Annotated in this window: 21 protein-coding genes; 10 read left to right on the forward strand and 11 right to left on the reverse strand. The window is 61.6% G+C overall.

Annotated features, from left to right (window positions below):
- Positions 1-7: 7 nt before the first annotated feature.
- The 3 genes from F8N96_RS26900 to F8N96_RS26910 all read right to left on the reverse strand — a co-directional run bounded on the left by F8N96_RS26900 (position 8) and on the right by F8N96_RS26910 (position 3692).
- Entirely contained in the window at positions 8-1909 is a 1902-nt protein-coding gene (locus tag F8N96_RS26900) for a PhoX family protein (RefSeq protein WP_150800372.1), read from the reverse strand.
- Positions 1910-1967: 58 nt separating this feature from the next.
- Positions 1968-2732, reverse strand: coding sequence for a TOBE domain-containing protein (locus tag F8N96_RS26905; RefSeq protein ID WP_150800373.1), 765 nt, complete (start codon positions 2730-2732; stop codon positions 1968-1970).
- Positions 2733-2951: 219 nt separating this feature from the next.
- Positions 2952-3692 (reverse strand): ComF family protein, encoded by a 741-nt coding sequence (locus tag F8N96_RS26910; RefSeq protein WP_150800374.1) that lies wholly within the window; start codon positions 3690-3692, stop codon positions 2952-2954.
- A gap of 93 nt (positions 3693-3785) precedes the next feature.
- On the opposite strand from F8N96_RS26910, the gene bioB reads away from it, so the two are divergent.
- The 8 genes from bioB (at position 3786) to F8N96_RS26950 (ending at position 14604) form a co-directional block, all read left to right on the forward strand.
- Positions 3786-4841 carry a biotin synthase BioB gene (gene bioB / locus F8N96_RS26915; protein WP_150800375.1) on the forward strand — a complete coding sequence of 352 codons (1056 nt, stop codon included), beginning with the start codon at positions 3786-3788 and terminating at the stop codon, positions 4839-4841.
- A gap of 172 nt (positions 4842-5013) precedes the next feature.
- Positions 5014-6192 carry an 8-amino-7-oxononanoate synthase gene (gene bioF, locus F8N96_RS26920; protein WP_150800376.1) on the forward strand — a complete coding sequence of 393 codons (1179 nt, stop codon included), beginning with the start codon at positions 5014-5016 and terminating at the stop codon, positions 6190-6192.
- Positions 6185-6916 (forward strand): alpha/beta fold hydrolase, encoded by a 732-nt coding sequence (locus F8N96_RS26925; protein ID WP_150800377.1) that lies wholly within the window; start codon positions 6185-6187, stop codon positions 6914-6916. Before bioF ends, F8N96_RS26925 begins: the two co-directional genes overlap by 8 nt.
- The gene (bioC, locus tag F8N96_RS26930; RefSeq protein ID WP_150800378.1) at positions 6909-7721 is read left to right on the forward strand and encodes a malonyl-ACP O-methyltransferase BioC; all 813 of its coding nucleotides are present in this window, start codon (positions 6909-6911) and stop codon (positions 7719-7721) included. The genes F8N96_RS26925 and bioC overlap by 8 nt, the downstream gene beginning before the upstream one ends.
- Positions 7718-8398, forward strand: a complete 681-nt coding sequence (bioD, locus tag F8N96_RS26935) for a dethiobiotin synthase (protein ID WP_150800379.1) — start codon at positions 7718-7720, stop codon at positions 8396-8398. The genes bioC and bioD overlap by 4 nt, the downstream gene beginning before the upstream one ends.
- 291 nt (positions 8399-8689) lie before the next feature.
- Positions 8690-10495, forward strand: a complete 1806-nt coding sequence (locus F8N96_RS26940; RefSeq protein ID WP_150800380.1) for a phenylacyl-CoA dehydrogenase — start codon at positions 8690-8692, stop codon at positions 10493-10495.
- A 265-nt stretch (positions 10496-10760) separates the two neighbouring features.
- Positions 10761-12557: an acyl-CoA dehydrogenase C-terminal domain-containing protein gene (locus F8N96_RS26945; protein ID WP_150800381.1), complete on the forward strand. Its 1797-nt coding sequence runs from the start codon at positions 10761-10763 to the stop codon at positions 12555-12557.
- A gap of 268 nt (positions 12558-12825) precedes the next feature.
- Positions 12826-14604 carry an acyl-CoA dehydrogenase C-terminal domain-containing protein gene (locus tag F8N96_RS26950; protein ID WP_150800382.1) on the forward strand — a complete coding sequence of 593 codons (1779 nt, stop codon included), beginning with the start codon at positions 12826-12828 and terminating at the stop codon, positions 14602-14604.
- Positions 14605-14831: 227 nt separating this feature from the next.
- On the opposite strand, the gene F8N96_RS26955 is transcribed toward F8N96_RS26950, so the two are convergent.
- Entirely contained in the window at positions 14832-15761 is a 930-nt protein-coding gene (locus F8N96_RS26955) for a LysR family transcriptional regulator (RefSeq protein ID WP_150800383.1), read from the reverse strand.
- 169 nt (positions 15762-15930) lie between these two features.
- On the opposite strand from F8N96_RS26955, the gene F8N96_RS26960 reads away from it, so the two are divergent.
- Together F8N96_RS26960 and F8N96_RS26965 are read left to right on the forward strand one after the other, a co-directional pair.
- Positions 15931-17214, forward strand: coding sequence for an aspartate aminotransferase family protein (locus tag F8N96_RS26960; RefSeq protein ID WP_150800384.1), 1284 nt, complete (start codon positions 15931-15933; stop codon positions 17212-17214).
- A gap of 203 nt (positions 17215-17417) precedes the next feature.
- A complete protein-coding gene (locus tag F8N96_RS26965) occupies positions 17418-17576 on the forward strand; it encodes a YqaE/Pmp3 family membrane protein (RefSeq protein WP_007904205.1) in 159 nt (52 codons plus the stop codon).
- Between the two features lie 140 nt (positions 17577-17716).
- Here F8N96_RS26965 and F8N96_RS26970 read toward each other — a convergent pair whose 3' ends face one another.
- The 7 genes from F8N96_RS26970 to pqqF all read right to left on the reverse strand — a co-directional run bounded on the left by F8N96_RS26970 (position 17717) and on the right by pqqF (position 25487).
- Complete coding sequence (locus tag F8N96_RS26970) at positions 17717-19540, reverse strand: alpha/beta hydrolase family protein (RefSeq protein WP_150800385.1); 1824 nt, start codon at positions 19538-19540, stop codon at positions 17717-17719.
- Positions 19506-20648 carry a pyrroloquinoline quinone biosynthesis protein PqqE gene (gene pqqE / locus F8N96_RS26975; protein ID WP_191635388.1) on the reverse strand — a complete coding sequence of 381 codons (1143 nt, stop codon included), beginning with the start codon at positions 20646-20648 and terminating at the stop codon, positions 19506-19508. The genes F8N96_RS26970 and pqqE overlap by 35 nt, the downstream gene beginning before the upstream one ends.
- A gap of 4 nt (positions 20649-20652) precedes the next feature.
- Positions 20653-20928: a pyrroloquinoline quinone biosynthesis peptide chaperone PqqD gene (gene pqqD / locus F8N96_RS26980; protein WP_150800387.1), complete on the reverse strand. Its 276-nt coding sequence runs from the start codon at positions 20926-20928 to the stop codon at positions 20653-20655.
- Positions 20925-21677, reverse strand: coding sequence for a pyrroloquinoline-quinone synthase PqqC (pqqC, locus tag F8N96_RS26985; RefSeq protein WP_064680123.1), 753 nt, complete (start codon positions 21675-21677; stop codon positions 20925-20927). Before pqqC ends, pqqD begins: the two co-directional genes overlap by 4 nt.
- Positions 21678-21825: 148 nt before the next feature.
- The gene (gene pqqB / locus F8N96_RS26990; RefSeq protein WP_150800388.1) at positions 21826-22737 is read right to left on the reverse strand and encodes a pyrroloquinoline quinone biosynthesis protein PqqB; all 912 of its coding nucleotides are present in this window, start codon (positions 22735-22737) and stop codon (positions 21826-21828) included.
- A gap of 86 nt (positions 22738-22823) precedes the next feature.
- Positions 22824-22898 carry a pyrroloquinoline quinone precursor peptide PqqA gene (gene pqqA / locus F8N96_RS26995; RefSeq protein WP_003177660.1) on the reverse strand — a complete coding sequence of 25 codons (75 nt, stop codon included), beginning with the start codon at positions 22896-22898 and terminating at the stop codon, positions 22824-22826.
- A gap of 156 nt (positions 22899-23054) precedes the next feature.
- Positions 23055-25487 (reverse strand): pyrroloquinoline quinone biosynthesis protein PqqF, encoded by a 2433-nt coding sequence (gene pqqF / locus F8N96_RS27000; protein ID WP_150800389.1) that lies wholly within the window; start codon positions 25485-25487, stop codon positions 23055-23057.
- Positions 25488-25494 lie beyond the last annotated feature (7 nt).

A 25494-nucleotide genomic window follows, 5' to 3' on the forward strand; every position in this document is an offset into this window, starting at 1 on the left:
GGCCCTGTCAGGCGCCGACGATCCCGCCATCTTCCCGGGAGATTGCCATCACCGAAGACCGCGGCTTGCCATTCGGCAGATGCTCAGGGAACGTCGACCCACCGTTCTCCCCCGGATGCTGAATCCCCACAAACAAAGTCTTCTGATCCGGCGAAAAGCTGATCCCCGTCACTTCGCAACCCACCGGCCCGACCATGAAACGCCGAATCTCCCCGGTCGCCGGGTCGGCACACAGCATCTGGTTGTTGCCCATGCCGGCAAAATCACCCGCATTGCTCGAATCACCGTCCGTCAGAATCCACAGCCGCCCGGCGTTGTCGAAGCCCAGGCCATCCGGGCTGTTGAACATGTTCTGCGGCGTAATGTTGGACGAGCCGCCCTTCGGCGTGCCGGCATGCACGCCCGGGTTGCCGGCCACCACGAACAAGTCCCAGGAGAAGGTCTTGGCACCGTGATCGTCACGGTCAGTGCGCCAGCGCAGGATCTGCCCGTAGATGTTCTTCTCACGCGGGTTCGGCCCGCCCACCGGTTGGCCGTCCTCGCCGCGCTTGGCGTTGTTGGTGAGGGTGCAATAGACCTGGCCATCCTTGGGGCTGACGACGATCCATTCCGGGCGATCCATGCGCGTGGCTTTCACCACACTGGCGGCGAGGCGTGCGTGAATCAGCACTTCGGCCTGATCGGCAAAACCGCTGCCGGCATCGATGCCGTTTTTACCGTGGGTCAGTTCGATCCATTCGCCCTGGCCCTTGGGGTGATCGGCATTGCCGTCGCCTGCGTCGAAGCGCGCCACGTACAGGGTGCCATGGTCCAGCAAGTCGCGGTTGGCCTTGGGGGCTTGGTGGTTGATCTTGTCGCGGCTGACGAATTTGTAGATGAATTCGCCGCGTTCATCGTCACCCATGTACACCACGGCGTGACCGTCTTTGGTTTCGGCCAGGGCAGCGTTTTCATGCTTGAAACGGCCCAGGGCCGTGCGCTTGACCGGGGTCGATTGCGGATCGAAGGGGTCGATTTCCACCACCCAGCCATGACGATTGAGCTCGTTCGGGTTCTTCGCCAGGTCGAAACGCTCGTCGTGCTGATGCCAGTTGATCTCTTTGCTGGCCGCCACCACACCGTAGCGTTTCTGCGCGGCATCGAATGTTTGTTCGGCATGGCTGCTGCCGAAGCAATCGGTGAAGTTCTCTTCGCAGGTCAGGTAAGTGCCCCACGGCGTCTTGCCATTGGCGCAGTTCTGGAAGGTGCCGAGGACGTTCTTGCCCTGGGGGTCGGCGCTGGTTTTCACCAGTGTGTGGCCGGCGACCGGGCCGCTCAGGCTGATCGGCGCGTTGCCGTGAATGCGCCGGTTGTAGCGCGAACCCTGGACGAAGTGCCACTGGCCGTCCTTGCGCTGAACCTCGATCACCGACACGCCTTCGCAGGCCAGTGCCTTGCGCACATCGTCGGCCGATTGCGGCATGCCACCGTGGGGATAGAGGTAGCGGTAGTTGGTGTACTCGTTGTTGATCGCCATCAACGCCCGGTCTTGCTCGGCGGGAAACTCGAACAGGCTCATGCCGTCGTTGTTGTCACCGAACTGGGCTTCTTGCTGCTCGGCGGTGCCGTTGCCGCTCGGGTCGAAGGCCGGGCCGTCCTTTTGCAACGGCTGGCCCCAGCTGATCAACACCGAGGATTTATAGCCGGGCGGCAGGCTGATGGTGTCGCTGGTGGCGGCGGCGATACTGTCGAAACCCAACAGTTTGCCGGTACCTGCACTGACACTGGCAGCGAGCACGCTGCGGCTCAGCAGATTGCCGCCGAGGAACATCGCTGCACCGCACAGGGCGCCGGCGCTGATAAAACCGCGACGGCTGAGGCCGACCATTTTTTCAAGATCGGTGGACTGGTTTTCTTCCAATAGGCTCACATCAGGCTCCCTGCGGGTTTTTGCAGCCACCTTAAAGAGCAATCATGACGTTAATGTTTCAGAGTGGTGTACCCAGCAATACGTTGGATGGCGCGAACTGCACCCGTACCGCTTTATCCGTGGCCAGGCCCAGGGTCCGCAAGTGCAGCGGTTCGGCCAGCGCACAGAGGGTCTGGCCATTGGGCAGGCCGATGCGCACTTCGCTGGGACCGTCTTCGGCGTCGAGGATTTCTTCGATGATGCCTGTCAGGTCATTGTGTCCTGGCGTCACGGCATCCGTGATGCCGAGTAGCTCGAGCCAGCCGGCCTTGATCAGCGCCACCACTTCGGTACCGTTTTCCAGCTCCAGGCGCAGGGTACTGTCGTGGGTGATCTGCGCATCGATGGTCAAACCTGCGGCCAGTTCCAAGTGAATCAGGTCGTTGCGACCCTGGCTAGCGATCGCCACGACCTTGCCATGCAACTGATTGCGCGCGCTGGTCCGGAGCATCAGGCGGCCGAGCAGGTCGAGATCGCTGGCCTCTTCGGCAGCTTCCAGCACCTGAGCCTGCAGCGCTTGCAGCTTTTGATAGAGGCGCAAGACGCGCTCGCCTTCGCTGGACAGTCTGGCGCCCCCGCCGCCCTTGCCGCCGACACTGCGCTCCACCAGCGGCTTTTGCGCGAGGTTGTTCAGTTCGTCGATGGCATCCCACGCCGCTTTGTAACTCAGGCCTGCGCTTTTTGCGGCACGGGTGATCGAGCCCTGTTCGGCGATGTGTTGCAGCAAGGCAATGCGCTGTGGGCGACGGACGATGTGCTGGGATAACAACGTAGGCAAGGACATGGCAGGACGCTTTGGACGGTGGCGATGGGAGGACGTTGGCGGCTTGGGCTGCGGGAGTCAAGCAGGACCCTGTGCGAGCCTCTGTGGCAAGGGGCCAGTCAGTTAAGCGTAATTCTTGTGGGAGCGGGCTTGCTCCCGAAAGCGGTGGGTCAGGCGACATCAATATTGACTGAGCCGCCGTCTTCGCGAGCAAGCCCGCAGGTTCTGTGTGTCCTCAAGTCAATCGGCGTCGCCAGGCTTGGGGGTGCGGGCCAGGCAGTAGACGTCGACCCGCGCAGCGCCGGCGTCCATCAACAGCCGGGCCAGAGCCTGGGTCGTGGCGCCGGTGGTCAGCACGTCATCCACCAGCGCCAGGTGCCGACCCTTGATCAGTGCATCGGGCGCCAGTGCGAAGGCATGGCGCAGGTTTTTTTTGCGGGCGTCGGCCTTCAGCTCCTGTTGCGCGCTGGTGTCCTGGACCCTCAGCAACAGCTTTTCATCGCAGGCAATGTCGAGGCGGTTGCCGAGCCAGCGGGCAAGCATCGCCGCCTGGTTGAAACCCCGCTGGCGCAGGCGTTTGACAGCCAGTGGTACCGGCACCAGCGTGTCGGGTCGATCCAGGTCCTCATCGAACCGATGCAGCAGAAATCGGGCAAGCAGTTCGGCGAGCAGGTGACCGGACGGCCATTTCGCGCTGTGCTTGAAACGGGTGATCAGGCTGTCGACCGGAAAACTGTAGGTCCAGGGAACGGCGACGCGTTCGAAGGCCGGCGGTTGCTTCAAGCACGGGCCGCACGTCATGCCGGCGGCGGGCAAGGGCAGGGCGCAGCTCTGACATTGGTCGCCGAGCCAGGGGAGGTCGGTTTCACAGGCAATGCATATGGGTGTCACATCATCGGACGCTTCGCCGCACAGCAAACAGGATTGGTTGTTTTTTAACCAGATGTAAACCGGTCCATCGTATTGTGGTTGACAGCGCATAAGTCTTCCTTAAATATGCCGAACATCCGTATCGCGTCTGTGGGTATTGCCTTCCCCCAGCCGCTTGCCAAGCATAAAACAAAGGAATCGCCCATGAGCGCCAGCACCACTGCAACCCTGCGTCATGACTGGTCTTTGGCTGAAGTCAAAGCACTCTTCGTTCAGCCATTCAATGACCTGTTGTTCCAGGCGCAGACGGTGCACCGCGCGCATTTCGACGCTAACCGGGTCCAGGTTTCGACGCTGCTGTCGATCAAAACCGGCGCCTGCCCGGAAGATTGCAAATATTGTCCGCAGTCCGGTCACTACAACACCGGCCTGGAAAAAGAAAAACTGATGGAAGTGCAGAAGGTCCTCGAAGAGGCCGCTCGCGCCAAGGCCATCGGCTCGACTCGTTTCTGCATGGGCGCTGCCTGGAAGCACCCGTCGGCCAAAGACATGCCGTACGTGCTGGAAATGGTCAAAGGCGTCAAGGCCATGGGCCTGGAAACCTGCATGACCCTCGGTCGCCTGGATCAGGACCAGACCGAAGCGCTGGCCCAGGCTGGCCTCGACTACTACAACCACAACCTCGACACCTCGCCGGAATTCTACGGCAGCATCATCACCACCCGTACCTACAGCGAGCGCCTGCAAACCCTGGCCTACGTGCGTGAATCGGGGATGAAGATCTGCTCCGGCGGCATCCTCGGCATGGGTGAGTCCCTGGATGACCGCGCCAACCTGCTGATCCAGCTGGCCAACCTGCCGGAGCATCCGGAGTCGGTGCCGATCAACATGCTGGTGAAGGTTGCCGGCACGCCGCTGGAAAATGCCGACGACATCGACCCGTTCGACTTCATCCGCATGCTCGCCGTCGCCCGTATCCTGATGCCGCAGTCCCACGTGCGCCTGTCCGCTGGCCGTGAAGCCATGAACGAGCAGATGCAGGCCCTGGCGTTCTTCGCCGGCGCCAACTCGATTTTCTATGGTGAGAAATTGCTGACCACCGCCAACCCGCAGGCCGACAAGGACATGCAGCTGTTCTCGCGCCTGGGCATCCTGCCGGAAGCGCGCGAAGAGCACGCCGACGAGGTGCATCAGGCGGCGATCGAGCAGGCGCTGGTGGAGCAGAAGAGCAGCGAGCAGTTTTATAACGCGGCTGTTTGATCCTCCCCGCTCTTGCTGAAAAAATGCAAAACCCTGCAGGAGCAAGCTTGCTCGCGATAGCGATCTCTCAGTCGACATCTATGTTGAATGTGACTCCGTCATCGCAGGCAAGCCAGCTCCCACAAGGATCTGTGTTTACCTTGATTTATCTGATCTGACACCCGAGGCCTGCATGTCTTTCGATCTCGCCGCACGCCTTGCTGCCCGTCGTGCCGAAAACCTTTATCGCCATCGCCCCCTGCTCGACAGCCCTCAAGGCCCGGAAGTGGTGGTCGATGGGCAGCCGTTGCTGGCGTTCTGCAACAACGATTACCTGGGCCTGGCCAATCACCCGCAAGTGATCGAAGCCTGGCGCGCCGGTGCGACCCGTTGGGGCGTCGGCGGCGGGGCTTCGCACCTGGTCATTGGCCACAGCAGCCCGCATCACGCGCTGGAAGAAGCGCTGGCCGACCTGACCGGTCGCCCGCGTGCGCTGTTGTTTACCACCGGCTACATGGCCAACCTTGGCGCGGTCACCGCACTGGTGGGGCAGGGCGATACGGTGCTCGAAGACCGCCTCAATCACGCCTCCCTGCTGGACGCGGGCCTGCTGTCCGGTGCGCGCTTCAATCGCTATCTGCATAACGACGCGGCGAGTCTGGCCAATCGTCTCGAGAAGGCCACCGGTAACACGCTGGTGGTCACCGACGGCGTGTTCAGCATGGACGGCGACATCGCCGACCTGCCGGCGCTGGCCCGGGAGGCCAAGGCCAAAGGCGCGTGGCTGATGGTCGATGACGCCCACGGTTTTGGTCCGCTGGGTGCCAATGGCGGTGGGATCGTCGAGCATTTCGGCCTGAGCCAGGACGAGGTGCCGGTATTGGTCGGCACCCTCGGCAAGGCGTTCGGTACGGCCGGTGCTTTTGTCGCCGGCAGTGAAGAGTTGATCGAGACGCTGATCCAGTTCGCCCGCCCCTACATTTACACCACCAGCCAGCCACCGGCCCTCGCCTGCGCTACGTTGAAAAGCCTGGAGCTGCTGCGCAGCGAACACTGGCGACGTGAGCATCTGAACACGCTGATCCGCCAGTTCCGCCAGGGTGCCGAGCAGATTGGCCTGGAATTGATGGACAGCTTCACGCCGATCCAGCCGATCATGATCGGCGATGCCGGGCGTGCGGTTCGACTGTCACAGATGCTGCGCGAACGCGGGCTGATGGTGACGGCGATTCGCCCGCCGACCGTGCCCGCCGGCAGCGCCCGTCTGCGCGTGACTCTCAGCGCTGCCCACAGCGAGGCGCAAGTGCAGCTATTGTTGAATGGATTGGCCGATTGCTTTCAACAACTGGGACCGGAGCCAAGCCATGCGTGATCATCTGATTCTGCTGCCCGGCTGGGGCCTGGGGATTTCACCGCTGGAGCCATTGGCGGCGGCATTGCAAGGGCTGGATGAACACTTGCGGGTCGAGATCGAACCCTTGCCGGAACTGGAATCGAGCGATCTTGAAGAATGGCTCGATGAGTTGGATTCGACCCTGCCTGAGGATACCTGGCTGGGTGGCTGGTCCCTCGGCGGTATGCTCGCCGCCGAGTTGGCAGCCCGACGCGGCGATCGTTGCTGCGGCTTGCTGACCCTGGCGAGCAATCCTTGCTTCGTCGCCCATGAGCAGTGGCCGAGTGCGATGCCCGGCGAGACCTTCGACGCGTTTCTGGCCGGCTGCAAGGCAGAACCGCGCACGACCTTGAAACGCTTTTCGCTGCTCTGCGCTCAGGGTTCTGCAGACCCGCGCGGGTTATCGAGGCTGTTGCTCGGTGGTGCGCCGCATACCACTGCGTCGGTGGCGATAAGCGGTCTGCAGGTGCTCGCGCAACTGGATACCCGTCAAGCGTTGCAAACATTCCGCGGCCCGCAGTTGCACCTGTTCGCCGGGCTCGACGGGCTGGTTCCGGCCGAAGCCGCACAAGCCCTGCTGGGGTTGCTGCCGGATGTAGAAATCGGTCTGATCGAACGGGCCGGCCACGCGTTTCTTCTGGAAGATCCCCACGGTGTGGCGGGGGCGATCCAGACCTTTTTGCATGAGTTCGGCGATGACTGATCTATCCCTTCCCAACCTGCCCGGCGGCTTGCCTGACAAGCGCCAGGTGGCAGCCTCCTTTTCCCGCGCCGCGGCCAGTTATGACAGCGTTGCCCAATTGCAGCGCGATGTTGGCAGCCAGTTGTCGGACCGCTTGCCGAAAGACTTCGTACCGGGTCGCTGGCTGGACCTGGGGTGCGGCACCGGACACTTCAGTCGGGCGTTGAGCGAGCGTTACCCTGCCAGCCACGGCGTGGCGCTGGACATCGCCGAAGGCATGCTCAATCACGCACGGCCATTGGGTGGGGCCACGCATTTCATCGCCGGGGATGCCGAGCGACTGCCATTGCAGGCTTCGACCTGCGATTTGATCTTTTCCAGCCTGGCGGTGCAGTGGTGCGCAGACTTCGCCTCGGTGCTCAGCGAGGCGCATCGAGTGCTGAAACCTGGCGGAATTTTCGCATTTGCTAGTCTGTGCGTGGGTACGTTGTACGAACTGCGAGACAGTTGGCGTCAGGTGGACGGCATGGTGCACGTCAATCGCTTCCGTGAGTTCGGGGTTTATCAACAGCTTTGCGCGGGCAGTGGATTGACCGTCGCGCAGCTGCAAACCCGTCCCCATGTGTTGCATTACCCGGATGTGCGCAGCCTGACCCATGAACTCAAGGCGCTGGGTGCGCACAACCTGAACCCCGGTCGGCCGGGCGGTTTGACCGGCAGAGCGCGAATCCTCGGCTTGGTCGAGGCCTATGAGCAGTTTCGCCAGGCCAAAGGCCTGCCGGCGACTTACCAAGTGGTGTACGCCGTTTTGGAGAAACCCTTATGAGTGCAGCCTATTTCATCACCGGCACGGACACCGATATCGGCAAGACCACCATTGCCGCAGGCCTGCTGCATGCCGCGCGGTTGGCGGGCTTGAGCACGGCGGCGGGCAAGCCGGTGGCCTCCGGCTGCGATGTCACTCCCAAGGGCTTGCGCAATGCCGACGCACTGGCGTTGATGGCGCAATGTTCGGTGCCTTTGACCTATGCCCAGGTCAACCCGATGGCATTTGAACCGGCGATCGCTCCGCATCTGGCGGCGCGGGAGGCTGGCGTGGCATTGACCGTGCAATCACTGTTGACGCCGATGCAGCAGCTCCTCGACCTGCAGGCTGACTTCACCCTGATCGAAGGCGCCGGTGGCTGGCGGGTACCCCTGGCGGACCAGGACAACCTGTCGGATCTGGCGATGGCGCTGGACCTGCCGGTGATTCTGGTGGTTGGCGTGCGCCTGGGCTGCATCAATCATGCGCTGCTGACCGCAGAGTCCATTGCGCGGGACGGTCTGCAATTGGCGGGTTGGGTGGCCAATATCATCGATTCGAAAACCGCGCGCCTGGAAGAGAACCTCGCGACACTCGCCGAGCGAATCCCGGCGCCATGCCTTGGACGCGTGCCGAAACTCAAATCGGTGACGGCCGAAGCGGTGGCCGAACATCTTCAGTTGGACCTGCTGGACTAGGCTGCGCCTCGCTGCCACCTGGCTGAATCCACCTGCCAGCGCCGCGATCATTCGCGGCGTTTTTCTGCGTAAGTCCTTATCCCTCAACTAATCTTTCCCTATTGCCCAGCGATCACATCGACGCTGTTGTCTGGCTGCGCGCCCGCCATTCCCGGGGTGTGATGACGAACGGCAAAAGATCGGCGCTTGACAAGGTTTGGCGGTAAACGTATGTTTCAAACAACTGTTTGACCGTCACAACACATCAACGCGGTCGTTCATTCCCGGTTACATCAGCAGAGGTTTATCGCTATGCCTGACTACAAGGCCCCCTTGCGTGATATTCGCTTCGTTCGTGACGAACTGCTCGGCTACGAAGCGCACTATCAGAGCCTTCCGGCTTGTGCAGACGCAACTCCGGACATGGTTGACGCCATTCTCGAAGAAGGCGCCAAGTTTTGTGAGCAGGTACTGGCTCCGCTGAACCGCGTGGGTGACACCGAAGGCTGCACCTGGAGCGAGTCCGGCGTTAAAACCCCGACGGGCTTTAAAGAAGCCTACAAACAATTCGTCGAAGGCGGCTGGCCAAGCCTGGCCCATGACGTGGAGCACGGTGGTCAAGGCCTGCCGGAGTCTCTGGGTCTGGCGGTCAGCGAAATGGTTGGCGAGGCCAACTGGTCGTGGGGCATGTACCCAGGCCTGTCCCACGGCGCGATGAACACCATTTCCGAACACGGCACGCCTGAGCAGCAAGAGGCTTACCTGACCAAACTGGTATCCGGCGAATGGACCGGCACCATGTGCCTGACCGAACCGCATTGCGGCACCGACCTGGGCATGCTGCGCACCAAGGCCGACCCTCAGGCCGACGGTTCCTACAAAGTGTCCGGTACCAAGATCTTCATCTCGGCCGGTGAACACGACATGGCCGACAACATCGTCCACATCGTGCTGGCACGTCTGCCGGATGCACCGGCTGGCACCAAAGGCATTTCGCTGTTCATCGTTCCGAAATTCCTGCCGAACGCAGACGGCTCGATCGGCGCCCGTAACGCCGTGACCTGTGGTTCCCTGGAACACAAGATGGGCATCCACGGCAACGCCACCTGTGTGATGAACTTTGATGCAGCCACCGGTTACCTGATCGGCCCGGCGAACAAAGGCCTGAACTGCATGTTCACCTTCATGAACACCGCACGTTTGGGCACTGCGCTGCAAGGTCTGGCACACGCCGAGATCGGCTTCCAGGGCGGCCTGAAATACGCTCGCGACCGCCTGCAAATGCGCTCCCTGACGGGCCCTAAAGCGCCGGAAAAAGCCGCTGACCCGATCATCGTGCACCCAGACGTGCGTCGCATGCTGTTGACCATGAAAGCCTTCGCCGAAGGCAACCGTGCGATGGTTTACTTCACCGCCAAGCAAGTCGACATCGTCAAATACGGCGTGGACGAAGAAGAAAAGAAGAAGGCCGACGCACTGCTGGCGTTCATGACACCGATCGCCAAAGCCTTCATGACTGAAGTCGGTTTCGAGTCCGCCAACCACGGCGTACAAATCTACGGCGGCCACGGCTTCATCGCCGAGTGGGGCATGGAGCAGAACGTTCGCGACAGCCGCATTTCGATGCTGTACGAAGGCACCACCGGGATCCAGGCACTCGACCTGCTGGGCCGCAAAGTGCTGATGACTCAAGGCGAGGCCCTGAAAGGCTTCACCAGGATCGTCCACAAGTTCTGCCAGACCAACGAAGGCAACGAAGCGATCAAAGCGTTCGTCGAGCCATTGGCGGCGCTGAACAAAGAGTGGGGCGAGCTGACCATGAAGGTCGGAATGGCGGCCATGAAAGACCGCGAAGAAGTCGGCGCGGCGTCGGTGGACTACCTGATGTATTCCGGTTACGCCTGCCTGGCTTACTTCTGGGCTGACATGGCGCGCCTGGCTGCCGAGAAACTGGCTGCCGGCACCTCCGAAGAGGCGTTCTACACCGCCAAGCTGCAGACCGCACGCTTCTACTTCCAGCGCATCCTGCCGCGTACCCGCAGCCACGTGGCAACCATGCTGTCGGGCGCCAGCAACCTGATGGACATGAAAGAAGAAGACTTCGCACTGGGCTACTAAGCCTCACGCGCTTCTTCACAAGGCCGCTGCTTCTTCGGGAGCAGCGGCCTTTTTTTGTGCCCCCTGCAGGCGCCGGCTTGCTGGCGAACCAGGCGCCGCGGTGAATCAGATGCGCCGCTGCAGTCGCAAAATCCGGCTCACACGCCAGAGCACGAAAAACGCCGCTACGGGTTGAGTGATGATCGCGCATTCAGCGTCTGGACTGTGATTGTGGGGCCTGGCAGGCGGCAGTAGCTTTGAGCCATCTGCTGCCGGAGAAACAACCATGCCCGAGTACAAAGCTCCCCTGCGCGACATGCGCTTTCTGATCGACCATGTCTTCGACTTTCACCGCCACTACGCCGCGCTGGGCGCCGCCGATGCCAGCCCGGACATGATCAATGCGATCCTCGAAGAGGGCGCAAGATTCTGTGAGAACGTGCTCGCACCGCTCAATCGCAGTGGTGACGAAGAAGGCTGCCGTTTCGACAACGGCGTGGTGACGACGCCTGCGGGGTTCAAGCAGGCATTCGCTCAGTATGTTGAAGGCGGGTGGCATGGCTTGGCGGCGGATCCGACTTACGGCGGCCAGGGCCTGCCCGGCTCCCTGGGCCTGGTCATCAGTGAAATGGTCGGCTCCAGCAACACGTCCTGGGGCATGTACCCTGGCCTGACCCACGGCGCGATGTCGGCGATCCACGCGCACGGTACGCAAGCGCAAAAGCACACCTACCTGAGCAAGCTCACCGCCGGCCAATGGACCGGCACCATGTGCCTGACCGAGGCCCATTGCGGTACTGACCTGGGCATCATCAAGACCCGCGCCGTGCCTGCGGCCGATGGCAGTTATGCGATCTCCGGCAGCAAGATTTTCATCTCCGCCGGCGAGCACGACATGAGCGATAACATCATTCACCTGGTGCTGGCGAAGCTGCCGGAGGCGCCCGCGGGGACCAAGGGCATTTCGCTGTTCATCGTGCCCAAGTTCCTGCCCGATGCACTAGGCGAGGCGGGCGAGCGCAACGGGGTGTCCTGCGGTTCGATCGAACACAAAATGGGGATCAAGGCCTCGGCCACCTGCGTGCTGAACTTCGACGGGGCCAAGGGCTTTTTGATCGGTGAGCCGAACAAGGGCCTGAACTGCATGTTCACCATGATGAACCATGCGCGCCTTGGCACCGGGATGCAGGGTCTGTGCCTGGGGGAGGCCAGCTTCCAGGGGGCCATCCAATACGCCAATGACCGTTTGCAGATGCGCTCGCTGACCGGCCCGAAAGCACCGGAAAAAGTCGCCGACCCGATCATCGTTCATCCCGATGTGCGCCGCATGTTGCTGACCATGAAAGCCTTCAACGAAGGCAATCGGGCGCTGACCTACTTCACCGCGCAATGGCTGGATACCGCGCACATGAGCCCGGACGCTGGCGCACGGCAAGAGGCCGAAGACGTGTTGGCGTTCCTGACGCCGATCTGCAAAGCCTTCATGACCGACACTGGCCTGGAGGTGACCAACCACGGCATGCAGGTATTCGGTGGTCACGGTTTCATTCGTGAATGGGGTATGGAGCAGTTGGTCCGCGACTGCCGGATCGCGCCTATTTACGAGGGCACCAACGGGATTCAGGCGCTAGACCTGCTCGGACGAAAAGTGCTCGGTAGCCAGGGCAAGCTGCTGCGTGGTTTCACCAGAATCGTCCACAAGTTCTGCGCCGCCAACGCCGGGCATCCGCAGCTCGCCAGCTATGTGGCGCAGCTCAACGAGTTGAATCAGCAATGGGGCGAATTGACCACCAAGGTCGGCATGGCGGCGATGAAAAATCCGGATGAAATCGGCGCCGCGTCGGTGGATTATCTGATGTACAGCGGTTACATCATCCTTGGTTATCTGTGGCTGCGTATGGCGCTGGTGGCTCAGGCGCAGCTCGAAGAGGGCTGTGCAGACGCTGATTACTGTCAGGGCAAACTGGCGACCAGCGAGTTTTACTTCAAGCGATTGTTGCCACGCACCGCTGCTCACCGGGCCGCCATTGAGGCGGGTAGCGATTGCCTGATGAAGCTGCCGGCGGAATTATTCGCGCTTTAAATGTAGGCGCGAGCTTGCTCCGGACGTCGTTCCGACAATGGACTCAAGAGCGCCGCGGTTATCCAGTAATCACGCGTTATCGTTAACGACCATCGCGAGCAAGCTTGCTCCTACAGCGGGCTGTTTTCATCTGTGGATATTCGGTGACCAAAAATAACAAAATAGTCACTGACTGACCCTATGTGTCGTAAAAGTTGTTGAGGTACACTCGGCCTCAACGAAAGCAACATCCCTACGACTCACCTGTTTAGATCTTGCGAGGTTTGCCATGGCTGACTACAAAGCGCCCCTGCGCGATATGCGCTTCGTCCTCAATGAAGTATTCGAGGTCGCCAGACTCTGGGCCGAACTGCCGGCGCTGGCCGAGACCGTGGATGCCGAAACCGTCGAAGCCATCCTCGAAGAAGCCGGCAAGGTCACCAGCAAAAGCATCGCGCCGCTGAGCCGTGCGGCAGACGAAGAGGGCTGCCACTGGGCGGACGGTGCCGTCACCACCCCGGCCGGTTTCCTGCAGGCGTACCAGACTTACGCGCAAGGCGGTTGGGTCGGAGTTGGTGGCGATCCCGCCTACGGTGGCATGGGCATGCCCAAGGCGGTCTCGGCCCAGGTCGAGGAAATGGTCAACTCCGCCAGCCTGTCGTTCGGTCTGTACCCGATGCTGACGGCCGGCGCTTGCCTGTCGATCAACGCCCACGCCAGTGACGAACTGAAAGCCGCCTACCTGCCGAACATGTACGCCGGGGTCTGGGCCGGTTCCATGTGCCTGACCGAACCGCACGCCGGGACCGACCTGGGGATCATCCGCACCAAGGCCGAGCCCCAGGCCGACGGTTCCTACAAGGTCAGCGGCACCAAGATCTTCATCACCGGCGGCGAGCACGACCTGACCGAGAACATCATCCACCTGGTGCTGGCCAAGCTGCCGGACGCACCGGCGGGTCCGAAAGGCATTTCGCTGTTCCTGGTGCCGAAATTCATGGTCAATGCCGATGGCAGCCTGGGCGCGCGCAACCCGGCCAACTGTGGTTCGATCGAACACAAGATGGGCATCCAGGGTTCCTCGACCTGTGTGATGAACTTCGACGAAGCCGTGGGTTACCTGGTCGGCGAGCCAAACAAGGGCCTGGCGGCGATGTTCACCATGATGAACTACGAACGCCTGGGCGTCGGCATCCAGGGCCTGGCCAGCGGCGAGCGCTCCTACCAGAACGCCGTGGAATACGCTCGCGATCGCCTGCAAAGCCGTTCGCCGAGCGGCGCGCAGAACCAGGACAAGGTCGCCGACCCGATCATCGTCCACCCGGACGTGCGGCGCATGCTGCTGACCATGAAAGCCTCGAACGAAGGCGGTCGAGCCTTCTCGACCTACGTGGCGATGCAACTGGACACGGCCAAGTTCAGCGAAGACCCCACCACCCGCAAACGCGCCGAAGACCTGGTGGCCTTGCTGACCCCGGTGGCCAAGGCCTTCCTCACCGACCTCGGCCTGGAAACCACGGTCCACGGCCAGCAGGTGTTCGGCGGCCACGGCTACATCCGCGAATGGGGCCAGGAGCAACTGGTGCGTGACGTGCGCATCACCCAGATCTACGAAGGCACCAACGGCATTCAGGCGCTGGACCTGGTCGGCCGCAAGATCGTCGGCACGGGCGGGGCGTTCTACACCCTGTTCGCCGACGAAATCCGCCATTTCACCGCGACCGCCGACGCTAACCTCGCCGAGTTCACCCAGCCGCTGAACGACGCGGTGACCACCCTCGACGGACTGACCGCATGGCTGCTGGACCGGGCGAAAAACAACCCGAACGAAATCGGCGCCGCCTCGGTCGAGTACCTGCAAACCTTCGGCTACGTGGCTTATGCCTACATGTGGGCACTGATGGCCAAGGCGGCCCTGGGCAAAGAAGAAAAGGACGATTTCTACGCCAGCAAGCTGGGCACGGCGCGGTTCTATTTCGCCCGGCTGCTGCCGCGTATTCATTCGTTGAGCGCGTCGGTCAGGGCCGGTAGCGAATCGCTGTTTTTGCTGGATGCGGCCCAGTTCTGACAATGTAACGCCATGTAAGCAATCTCTTACAATGCGTGATGCTGTTTTCCCATAGTCGAAGATTGGATCCACAGCTAATCTACTGCTTATGGACGTCGCGCAGGAAGCGCAAAGCAACAACAAGGACACGTAGGATTCTGCCAGGACGGCGGAATGAAATGGATGTCAGGGAAACAGTCTGCAAAGCCCCGCTTCGGCGGGGTTTTCTTTGCTTCAAAGAAAAGTGTTCAGCTCAGCCCGTCGAGGGTGGTCGAGCTGTTCGAGCGATCATCCGGGCCGTTCATCACTTCTTCCAGCAAGGTTCGCAACAACGCCAGCGAGGCTTGTTGCCGCTGCACATCCCGACACACCAATCCGACTTTCAGCGGCACCCGCGGCTCGGTCAGGGGTTTCCACAGCAAGCCGGTGTTGCCAAGTGCCTTCTGCGAGCGTCCGGGAAGAACCGTCGCCAGTCGGGTGTGGGGCAGGCTGTCGAGAATCCCCGCCATGTTGTTCAGTTCGGCCTGCACCTGCGGACGTCGCCCCAGGCTGGCCAGTTGCGTCTGCCAGATTTGTCGCACCTGGAACTCTTCACCCAGCAGCAACATCGGCAACTCGGCGGCCTGACTCATGGACACTTTCTTGAATTCGCGCAATGGATGATCCGCCGGGATGACCAGGGTCAGTTCGTCTTCGTAGAGCATCACACCGTGCAGGCCTGGCTGACGGGGCGGCAAGTAGCTGATGCCGATATCCAGCGAACCGTTGAGCAGCCGCCGCTCGATCTCCAGCCCCGTCAGTTCATAGATCTGCACCACCAGATGCGGCTGCGCCTTGCGCACGCGTTCGAGCATCTGTGGCACCAGGCTGGTGTGAACCGTTTGCAACACGCCAATGGCCAGGGTCCGTAGCGCTTGTCCCTTGAAGTTACCCAAGGCTTCGCGCGCCCGTTGCAGGCCATCAAGCAACGGCAGCGCGTGGTTGTACAACGTGTGGGCGGCCAGGGTTGGCAGCAGGCGTTTGCTGCTGCGTTCGAACAGGCTCACATCGAGGTTCTGTTCGAGGTGGCGAATCTGTTGGGACAGCGCCGGCTGGGAGATTGATAGGCGCTCGGCGGCCCGGCCCACATGACCCTCTTCATAGACCGCGACGAAATAACGCAGTTGCTTGAAATCCATAAGTAATACTTATCGAAAATGCTGTGAAATCGAAATGGTTCAACGCCTTGTCTGAGCCTAGTCTAACCGCATTCACAAGGCTTACAGGGCCATAGAGCGCGATGAATACCGTTTATATTGATGGTGTTTACATAGGTAAGGCAAAAAACCTCACACGAGGTTTGAGCAGATGAATTTGTTCAACTTGCGGCGCAACCCACCGAGTCTCGAAGACCTGGCCGTTGACGACCACCTGTCGTCCAAGGGCGACAACCTTTCCAGCGAGTGCCTGATGCCCAGTGTCGAGCGGCCGAAACAGGTTTTTGTGCGCGGCCAGGGCTCCTGGTTGTGGGACAGCGACGATCGCGCGTACCTGGATTTCTCACAGGGTGTGGGCGCCAATAGCCTCGGGCACAGCCCTTCGGCACTGGTCAATGCCCTCGCGTCGCAAGCCCAGTCGCTGATCAACCCCGGTTTCGGTCTGCATAACCGCGGGATGCTCAACCTCGCCCAGCGATTGTGTGCCAGTACCGGCAGTGATCAGGCGTACCTGCTCAACAGTGGCAGTGAAGCCTGCGAAGCGGCGATCAAACTGGCACGCAAGTGGGGGCAGCGGCATCGCGGTGGTGCCTCGCGAATCATCGTTGCCAATAACGGTTGCCACGGGCGTAGTCTCGCGACGATATCGGCGTCGGACAGTTCCAGCTTGATCAATCGATTCGAGCCGCAACTGCCAGGCTTCAGCCACGTTCCGTTCAATGATCTTGCGGCGCTGCATGCGGCCGTGGATGCCCGGACCGTGGCAATCATGCTCGAGCCGATCCAGAGCGAAGCCGGGGTGATGCCGGCCACCGAGCATTACCTCAAGGGGGTCGAACGGCTGTGCCGTGAACTGGGCATCCTGCTGATCCTTGACGAAGTGCAAACCGGGGTCGGTCGCTGTGGCACGCTGCTCGCCGAACAGTCCTACGGAGTGCGGGCCGATATCGTCGTGCTCGGCAAAGGCCTGGGCGGGGGCGTGCCATTGGCGGCGTTGCTGGCGCGGGGCAAGGCTTGCTGTTTCGATATCGGCGAGCTGATGGGGACTCACCATGGCAATGCCCTGATGACGGCTGCCGGTCTTGCCGTGCTCGACAGTGTGCAGGACAAGGCTTTTCTCGAGCATGTCCGGGAAAGCGGCCAGCACCTGCGTGAAGGTCTGGCTCGATTGGCCCATCGCTACGGGCACGGCGAATTACGCGGGCAGGGGCTGCTTTGGGGGCTGACGTTGTCTGACGATTCGGCGGATGCCGTCGTCAAAGCTGCGCTGCACGAAGGCCTGCTGCTCAACGCCCCGCAACCCGATTGCCTGCGCTTTACCCCGGCCCTCACCGTCAGCAAGGCCAATATCGACGAAATGCTCCTGCGCCTGGCGCGTGGCTTCTCCCGTGTGCGTACTGCGCAACTGCAATGCCGCAAAGGGATTGCCGTCTGATCAGACCCGGTCCCGCACGAATTCCCGAACCGTCTCGCGGTATAACGCATCGCCCCATGCCTGATTTTTTTGGCGTGGGGCGTTTTTTTGTCGGCACAAATCGGGCTTTAACGCTCGGACTGTGACGATACTGAACCCTGACGAACGGTATGGGTCGATTAGGTGTAGGCTCACACGAGCCAACCTCAACCAGGAGCTGCCCCATGGACTTTATTCGAATCATCATCGCCATTCTGTTGCCGCCACTGGGTGTGTTCCTGCAGGTCGGTTTCGCTGGCGCGTTCTGGCTGAATATTCTGCTGACGTTGTGCGGTTATATTCCCGGGATCGTGCATGCGGTTTACATCATCGCCAAGCGCTGATATTTGCGGCGTCTTGTAGATCGCATTCGCGAGCAGGCTCGCTCCCACAGTTGACCGAGACTTCCCAGAGGAACTCGATTAGATGTGGGAGCGAGCCTGCTCGCGAAGGGGGCGCCACGATTTTGATCGGAGCGCAGACTTCAGTCCGCCAGCGCCATCACCCGCCGATAAAACAACCACTCCTGCTCCAGCGCATGGGCCTGATTACCGGCCTTGCGGAAACCATGACGTTCGTCCGCGTAATAATGCGCTTCAACCAGAATGCCGTTTTTCTGCAGCGCCTCGACCATGTCGCGGGTCTGTTGCGGCACCACCACGGCATCCAGTTCACCCTGAAAGAAAATCACCGGGACACTGATGTTGCCCGCGTGCAGCAGCGGCGTTCGTGCGGCGTAACGTTCGGCATCCACGACCGGATCACCGATCAGCCAATCCAGATAGTCACCTTCGAACTTGTGGGTCGCATGGCCGAGAGCGACAGGGTCGCTGACGCCATACAGGCTGGCACCGGCGCGGAAGACCTTGTGGAAGGCCAGTGCGCAAAGGGTGGTGTAGCCGCCGGCGCTGCCACCGCGAATGAATGCCTGGTCACCGTCGATCAGCCCGCGCTCGGCGAGATAGCTGACGACCGCGCAAGCATCTTCGACATCGACATCGCCCCAGCTCAAATGCAGCGCCTGGCGGTAAGCCCGACCGTAGCCGCTGCTGCCGCGGTAATTGAGGTCGGCCACGGCGAAGCCGCGTTGTGCCCAGTACTGGATGCGGGGGTCGAGCATCGGGTAGCAGGCCGAGGTCGGGCCGCCGTGGATGAACACCACGAGGGGCGGTTTCGCCTCCCCGCTCATCGCCGGGTAGAAGAAGCCATGGGCTTGGCCCGAGCCGCTCGGATAGCGCAGGGTTTGCGGCAGGCTGATCTGCGCGGCAGGCAATGGCGCGATACCGCCGGCCAGCACCTTGACCTGGCCGGTGCCGCGGTCGATGGCAATCACCGCCGCAGGGCTGACCGGCGAGGCGGCGATGCAGTAAATGAATTGCTCGTCCAGGGCGAGATGGCGGAAGCGGCTGTAGTCGCCGGTGAAATCCTCACCGTTGTCGCCGCCAACGCCCAGCCGGCCAAAACCGCCTTCGGTCCAGCTTGCCAGATAGCGGCCTTCGCCCAATGGCAGCCAGGTGCATCCGCCCAGTTGCCACGGTGCCGGCCCATGGTCGGCGGCGGCGCTGGGCAGAGGGCTCAGATCATCGCCCGACTCCATCCAGGGCTGCCAATAGCCAGCGCGATCGGTCAGGCAAAACAGCCGGCCGCCGGCATCGAACCGAGGCTGTTGCAGCGACTCCTGAACGCCATCGCCGGCCACGCAACGCGGCTGCGCATAACCGCCATCGCCCTGGCGTTCGGCAACCATCAGGCGGGTCGCGGTCCATGGCTGCTCCGGGCGGCGCCATTCGATCCAGGCCAGGCGGCGAGCATCCGGGCTCAGGGTCGGTGCGGCGTAAAAATCCGCACCTTCGGCCAGCACATGTCGGGCCCCGTCCAGCAGGTCTATGGCGACCAGACGATGGCGGTCACGGTTCTCTTCAACCGCTAGAACCCGCCCGTCGGCGAACTGCAGATCGCCGTAGCGGCACTCGTTTGAAGTCAGCGCCTCAGGCTCGCCTGTGAGCGACTGTCGATACAACTGCTGGTCGGCCTCGTTGACGAAAACGACGCCGTCGTCGGTCAGGCAAAACGCTCCACCGCCGTATTCGTACACTCGACTGCGCACACTGAAACCTGGCGGTGTCAGGCAATGGGCCTGGCCGTCGCGCCACTGCCAGATGCGGCAGGCGGCATCTTCGGGGCGGTACTCGTTCCAGAACAGGCCATGCCGACCGAGCTGCAATTCGGCAAAGTCGACACCGGCGGCGACGGCTCTGGCGGCGCTGAAGGGTTCAGCTTTTGGCGATGAGGCGTGAATTTCGTTCATTGCGAAAGGCCAGTTGTTCGATGGTCTGGGTGGCGTGCTCGGCTTCTTCGCGGGCCTTGAGGATCACGTCGTGATGGTGCGACTTGCTGCACACCGGATCGGCGTTGCTCGCATCGCCGGTGAGCATGAACGCCTGGCAGCGACAGCCGCCGAAGTCTTTTTCTTTTTCATCGCAGGAGCGGCATGGCTCGGGCATCCAGTCGTAGCCGCGAAAGCGGTTGAAGCCGAACGAGTCATACCAGATGTGCTGCATGCTGTGGTCGCGCACATTGGGAAACTGCACCGGCAGCTGTCGGGCGCCGTGGCAAGGCAGGGCGGTTCCGTCCGGTGTGACGGTCAGGAAAATACTGCCCCAGCCGTTCATGCAGGCTTTCGGGCGTTCTTCATAATAGTCCGGGGTGACGAAAATCAACTTGCACGGATGCCCTTCGGCTTCCAGCCTGGCGCGGTATTCGTTGGTGATACGTTCGGCGCGGACCAGTTGTTCCTTGGTCGGCAACAAGCCGACCCGATTGAGCTGCGCCCAACCGTAAAACTGGCAGGTGGCGAGTTCGACGAAATCGGCTTCAAGGGCGATGCACAGCTCGATGATGCGGTCGATCTTGTCGATGTTGTGCCGGTGGGTCACGAAGTTCAACACCATCGGATAGCCGTGGGCTTTCACCGCGCGGGCCATTTCCAGTTTCTGCGCGAAGGCTTTTTTCGAACCGGCCAGCAGGTTGTTCACCTGCTCGTCGCTGGCCTGGAAGCTGATCTGGATATGGTCCAGGCCAGCCTTCTTGAAGTCGCTGATTTTCTGCTCGGTGAGGCCGATGCCCGAGGTAATCAGGTTGGTGTAGAAACCCAGCTTGCGCGCCTCAAAGATCAACTCGGCGAGGTCCTGGCGCACCAGCGGTTCGCCCCCGGAAAACCCCAACTGCGCCGCGCCCATTTCCCGTGCTTCGCGGAACACCTTGATCCACTGCTCGGTGCTCAGTTCCTTGCCTTGCTCGGCAAAATCCAGCGGGTTGGAGCAGTACGGGCATTGCAGCGGGCAGCGGTACGTCAGTTCGGCCAGCAGCCACAGCGGCAGGCCGATTTCCGGTTTGGGCGGTAACTTGGCTGACACGGAATCAGGCAAGTTCGATCCAGTGCTGAGCACGGGCGACCTCCATGAATTGCTCGATGTCGTCACCGAGTTCGGGCACGCCGGGGAATTGCGCGTCCAGTTCGGCAATGATCGCCGCGACATCGCGCTGGCCGTCGATCAGGCCGCCGATCATCGCGGCGCTTTCATTGAGTTTGATCATGCCTTCCGGATAGAGCAACACGTGGCCTTTCTGCGCCGGCTCGTACTGGAAGCGGTAGCCGGGACGCCAGGTCGGGGTCTTGCTGCGGTCGAAACTCATAAGGTGATTCCTTTATGCCAGACCCGTTGCCCGGTCACGCTGTGATACGGCGGGCGGTTCAGTTCGTAGGCCATGCTCATGGCATCGAGCATGCTCCAAAGAATGTCCAGTTTGAACTGGAGAATTTCCAGCATGCGTTCCTGGCCTTCCCGGGTCTTGTAGTGCTCGAGCGTGATCGCCAGACCATGTTCGACATCCCGCCGCGCCTGACCCAGGCGGGTGCGGAAATACTCGTAGCCGGCCGGGTCGATCCATGGGTAATGCTGCGGCCAGCTGTCGAGGCGTGACTGATGGATCTGCGGCGCGAACAGTTCGGTCAGCGAGCTGCTGGCAGCTTCCTGCCAACTGGCCCGGCGGGCGAAGTTGACGTAGGCGTCCACGGCGAAACGCACGCCGGGCAGCACCAGTTCCTGGGAGCGCAGCTGATCCGGGTCGAGGCCGACGGCCTGGCCCAGACGCAGCCAGGCTTCGATGCCGCCGTCTTCGCCGGGTGCGCCGTCATGGTCCAGCAGGCGCTGAATCCACTCGCGGCGGATCTCGCGGTCCGGGCAGTTGGCGAGGATGGCCGCGTCCTTCAGGGGGATGTTCACCTGATAGTAGAAGCGGTTGGCGACCCAGCCCTGGATCTGCTCGCGGGTCGCCCGGCCTTCGTACATCGCCACGTGATAGGGGTGGTAGATGTGGTAGTAGGCGCCTTTGGCGCGCAGCGCCGCTTCGAATTCGGCGGGGGACATTGGGGTGTCAGTCATTGGGGGTCTCCGGGTAACAGCCGCGAAGTTGATGTCGTTTGGTCGGGCCTCTTCGCTGGCAAGCCAGCTCCTACAGTGATCTTCGGTGTACACAAAACCCTGTAGGAGCTGGCTTGCCAGCGATAGACCGCAAAGCGGTCTCGGCTACTTACAACACAATACTCATGCCGTCGTAGGCCACTTCAACCTTGCGCCGACCCAGCTCGGCACGCTCCGGCGAGTCCTCATCGAGAATCGGGTTGGTGTTGTTGATGTGAATCAGCACTTTGCGCGGCTTGGGCAGTTGCTCCAGCACTTCCAGCATGCCGCCGGGGCCGTTCTGCGCCAGGTGGCCCATTTCCCGACCGGTGCGAGTGCCGACGCCCCGACGCTGCATTTCATCGTCGTCCCACATCGTGCCGTCCACCAGCAGGCAATCGCTGCCGGCCATCATTTCCAGCAGCGGCGCATCGACCTTACCCAGGCCCGGGGCGTAGAACAGCTTGCCGCCGGTGTTCAGGTCTTCGACGATCAGGCCGATGTTGTCGCCCGGGTGCGGGTCGAAGCGGTGCGGCGAATACGGTGGCGCGGCGCTGCGCAGGGGCAGCGGGGTAAAGCGCAGGCTCGGGCAGGCCGGGATGGTGAAGCTGCGGTCGAGTTCGATGCGGTTCCAGCTCAGCCCGCCATTCCAGTGGGTCAGCATGGTAAACAGCGGAAAGCCGGTCGTCAGGTCTTCGTGGACCATGTCGGTGCACCAGACCTGATGCGGGCAACCTTCGCGCAGGCTTAGCAGGCCGGTGGTGTGGTCGATCTGGCTGTCCATTAGGATGATCGCGCTGATCCCGGTATCGCGCAGGGCACGACCCGGTTGCATGGGCGCGAAGCTCTGGAGCTGGGCGCGGATGTCTGGCGAGGCATTGCACAGGACCCAGTTCACGCCGTCATCGGAAATCGCGATGGACGACTGGGTCCGTGCCTTGGCCCGCAGGCTGCCGTCACGAAAACCTGCGCAATTCGCGCAATTGCAGTTCCACTGGGGGAAGCCGCCGCCAGCGGCGGAACCTAAAATCTGGACAAACATGGCTGCTCCATCATTTCTACACTGAAAATAAAAACGCCTCGGCGAACCGAGGCGTTGCACATCATTCTCCACCTAAACGGCAGAACTTAGCGGCTTGCGAAGTACATGGTGACTTCGAAGCCGATACGCAGGTCGATGTAAGCAGGTTTGGACCAGGACATGGAATGCTCCTTTCAGGTAGATGGGACAGCTGATACCTATACATATAGTCCACCTCCAGTCGGAGATGTTCAGATAGTTAGGCGGCTATGTTACTCAAAATTTCAGAATAATTGGCCGCGAATCTTTGAGAAAGCTCATTGCAGTACCGGTAATGATCAGTTTACCGCTTGCCAGGGCGCGTTCGGCCCCGGACTGCTGGCCAGGCAGCGCCAGCCACCGTCTGCCTGATTCAGTCGCTGGGCGGCGTGGAACAGGGCTGGGCGGTCAATCTTCAGAATCGCCTCGGGAAGTTGCGTCAGATAATCCGACGAGTGGCCGGCCAGTTTGCCCTGCCACAACAGTTCGGCGGCCTGAGCGACAGGCAGCGCGCTGCTAAGGAACTGATCGGCCAAGGCCTGGCGTTGGGCGGCGAAGGCCAAGTCATCGATGCCATCGATCATCCCCGGCAAGGCGTTCAGGAATTGTTCGATATGCCCCAGCAGCTCCACAGGCGCCACGCTGGGTGATTGCACGCCGAATAACAGCCCGGTTTGCCCATGAACCTGGCGCAGGCCGCTGAATACGGCATAGCCCAGTTGCAGCTCTACTCGCAGGCGCTGGTAGAAGGGTGTCTGGCACAGGTGAGCGAGCAAGCGCCAGGCGGCTTCGTCGGCGATGTCCCGGGTTGCGTTCGGGCAGAAGAGCAATAACGCATGCTCGCTGGAGCCGGTGTCGATGCAGTGCCAGAGGCGCTGTGCGCAGATCGATGACAGTGGCGTCAGTTGATTGTCCGGGCTGCCCGGCACTCGGCTCAAGACCAGGCCCATCGCCGCTTGAGTCCGGGCGGACAGACCGGTCGCCAGGCCATCCCAGCGCGCATTCACCCACAGCTGCTGCCAGTCGTCAGATTCGGGGGTGTGCGCAAGGCAGTGCTCAGGCAGTGCCTTGAGCAGCTGTCGAATCGGCATCAGCGGGGCGCTTGTCGATGCTGCTTGTGAGACAGCGATATCAGCCTTTGTCAGTTCTTTCAGCGCATGCTCGAGGACTACCGGCATTGGCTCCTGCAGCCCGGTCATTTTCAGCAGCCATTCATTGCCCGAAGCGCTGAGAGAACACTCGACACCCGCCTGCCGAGCATCGTCGCGCAAGGGTTGCAGGCGGCTTTCCAGTGCGGATTGAAGCTTGCTGCCAGGCGCCGAGTCCAGGCGCCAGCGCAGGTATACGGCGCCTTCCGCGGTGTTATCCGGCAATGCCTGGCTGAAGTGCATCGGCGAGTGTTCGCGGCGACTGCGCGTGCGGTCCTGGGCAAAGGTTCGCAGACCGCGGTGTTTGCTGGTCTGGCCGCGGATCAGTCCGGCGCTCGGTGCTTGAGGTTCGGCGCATAAAAACGGATTGGCTGACGGCAATTGCCATTGGCCGCTGAAGTTATCCACAGCGCCCATCTGCTGGAGGATCTGCTTCAGGGCGACGACACCCTGGTCGGATAAACCACTCTCAAGCTGCTCGCTGTCCAGTCGGGCCAGCTGCAGGGCTGAGCTGACTTGCTGCTGGCGTCGCATCAGGGCAGTGTACTCTTCGCGCAATGGGCTCCAGTCTTGCCCAGAGGCAAAAAAGCCCAGCCAGTCCAGTAGCTGCTCGCGGATCCCGGTGTGGGCTGCAGGGGTGGGCAAGGTGAACTCGATGTGCAGCAACGCTTGCCCGGCGAACCGGTACAGCGGCGCGGCTTTCAGGCTGTCGGCCATCCCGCCGGCGCGCAATACTGCCAGCAGCCCGCCGGGTTTAGCCGCGTTCAACCAATGGCACAGGAATGCCAGGGCTTCGGCCGATGAAGCGGGCAGCGCTTCGAAGGCAAACAACAGGTCCAGCCGACCCTCGCCGGCCTGTTGATAACTCTTGCTGGAAGACGCCATCAGCGGCACAGGGGGGTGTTGCGGGACTTTTTTCCCTGCCACAAAGACAGCGCCAACGCTTTGCGCCATCGACTTCAACTCATCGATACTCTGCGGCCCCGCCAGGTTCAACGTCATCTGCCCGGCCTGATAAAATCGTTGATGAAAATCCTTCAGCGCTTGCTGGAACCCGGTCTGCGGCAGCGGCAAACTGTAGCGATTGCCCGCATGAAACGCGCGCAACGGGTGAGCGGCTGAAACACCGTCAAACAGCGAAAATTGCTGCCGGGCTGCGGCATCCCGGGACCAGGCGACAAACTCTGCGTGCAGCACTTCCCGTTCCCGCCGCTGATCGTCCGGATCCATCCGCGGGTGAGCGAGCATGTCTGACAGACGCTGCAGCCCACCGCCAAACGCCTGAGGGGGCACTTCAAAAAAGAAGTCGGTTGTGCGTTCACAGGTTTGCGCGTTCACCTGCCCGCCGTGACCTTGTACGTAGGCCATCAGGCCTTGGCCTGCAGGAAAGCGCTCGGTGCCGAGGAACAACAAGTGTTCAAGAAAGTGCGCCAACCCAGGCCAGGCCAGCGGCACATCATGGCTGCCCGCGGCGACGCGCAACGCCGCAGCGCAACGCTTCAACTCGGGAGCATGACGCAACGTCACCCGCAGGCCGTTGGCCAGGGTTTCAGTGTGAAGGCGGGGGGGATTCAGCGCAGGCATGAGCACT

Source organism: Pseudomonas fluorescens, from assembly GCF_902497855.1.
GTDB lineage: Bacteria > Pseudomonadota > Gammaproteobacteria > Pseudomonadales > Pseudomonadaceae > Aquipseudomonas > Aquipseudomonas fluorescens_BI.

Excerpts from the sequence above, each read along its gene's own strand:
- F8N96_RS26905 (WP_150800373.1), bottom strand. The coding sequence starts at position 2,732 with ATGTCCTTGCCTACGTTGTTATCCCAGCACATCGTCCGTCGCCCACAG.
- F8N96_RS26910 (WP_150800374.1), bottom strand. The coding sequence starts at position 3,692 with ATGCGCTGTCAACCACAATACGATGGACCGGTTTACATCTGGTTAAAA.
- bioB (WP_150800375.1), top strand. The coding sequence starts at position 3,786 with ATGAGCGCCAGCACCACTGCAACCCTGCGTCATGACTGGTCTTTGGCT.
- bioF (WP_150800376.1), top strand. The coding sequence starts at position 5,014 with ATGTCTTTCGATCTCGCCGCACGCCTTGCTGCCCGTCGTGCCGAAAAC.
- F8N96_RS26925 (WP_150800377.1), top strand. The coding sequence starts at position 6,185 with ATGCGTGATCATCTGATTCTGCTGCCCGGCTGGGGCCTGGGGATTTCA.
- bioC (WP_150800378.1), top strand. The coding sequence starts at position 6,909 with ATGACTGATCTATCCCTTCCCAACCTGCCCGGCGGCTTGCCTGACAAG.
- bioD (WP_150800379.1), top strand. The coding sequence starts at position 7,718 with ATGAGTGCAGCCTATTTCATCACCGGCACGGACACCGATATCGGCAAG.
- F8N96_RS26940 (WP_150800380.1), top strand. The coding sequence starts at position 8,690 with ATGCCTGACTACAAGGCCCCCTTGCGTGATATTCGCTTCGTTCGTGAC.
- F8N96_RS26945 (WP_150800381.1), top strand. The coding sequence starts at position 10,761 with ATGCCCGAGTACAAAGCTCCCCTGCGCGACATGCGCTTTCTGATCGAC.
- F8N96_RS26950 (WP_150800382.1), top strand. The coding sequence starts at position 12,826 with ATGGCTGACTACAAAGCGCCCCTGCGCGATATGCGCTTCGTCCTCAAT.
- F8N96_RS26955 (WP_150800383.1), bottom strand. The coding sequence starts at position 15,761 with ATGGATTTCAAGCAACTGCGTTATTTCGTCGCGGTCTATGAAGAGGGT.
- F8N96_RS26960 (WP_150800384.1), top strand. The coding sequence starts at position 15,931 with ATGAATTTGTTCAACTTGCGGCGCAACCCACCGAGTCTCGAAGACCTG.
- F8N96_RS26965 (WP_007904205.1), top strand. The coding sequence starts at position 17,418 with ATGGACTTTATTCGAATCATCATCGCCATTCTGTTGCCGCCACTGGGT.
- F8N96_RS26970 (WP_150800385.1), bottom strand. The coding sequence starts at position 19,540 with ATGAACGAAATTCACGCCTCATCGCCAAAAGCTGAACCCTTCAGCGCC.
- pqqD (WP_150800387.1), bottom strand. The coding sequence starts at position 20,928 with ATGAGTTTCGACCGCAGCAAGACCCCGACCTGGCGTCCCGGCTACCGC.
- pqqC (WP_064680123.1), bottom strand. The coding sequence starts at position 21,677 with ATGACTGACACCCCAATGTCCCCCGCCGAATTCGAAGCGGCGCTGCGC.
- pqqB (WP_150800388.1), bottom strand. The coding sequence starts at position 22,737 with ATGTTTGTCCAGATTTTAGGTTCCGCCGCTGGCGGCGGCTTCCCCCAG.
- pqqF (WP_150800389.1), bottom strand. The coding sequence starts at position 25,487 with ATGCCTGCGCTGAATCCCCCCCGCCTTCACACTGAAACCCTGGCCAAC.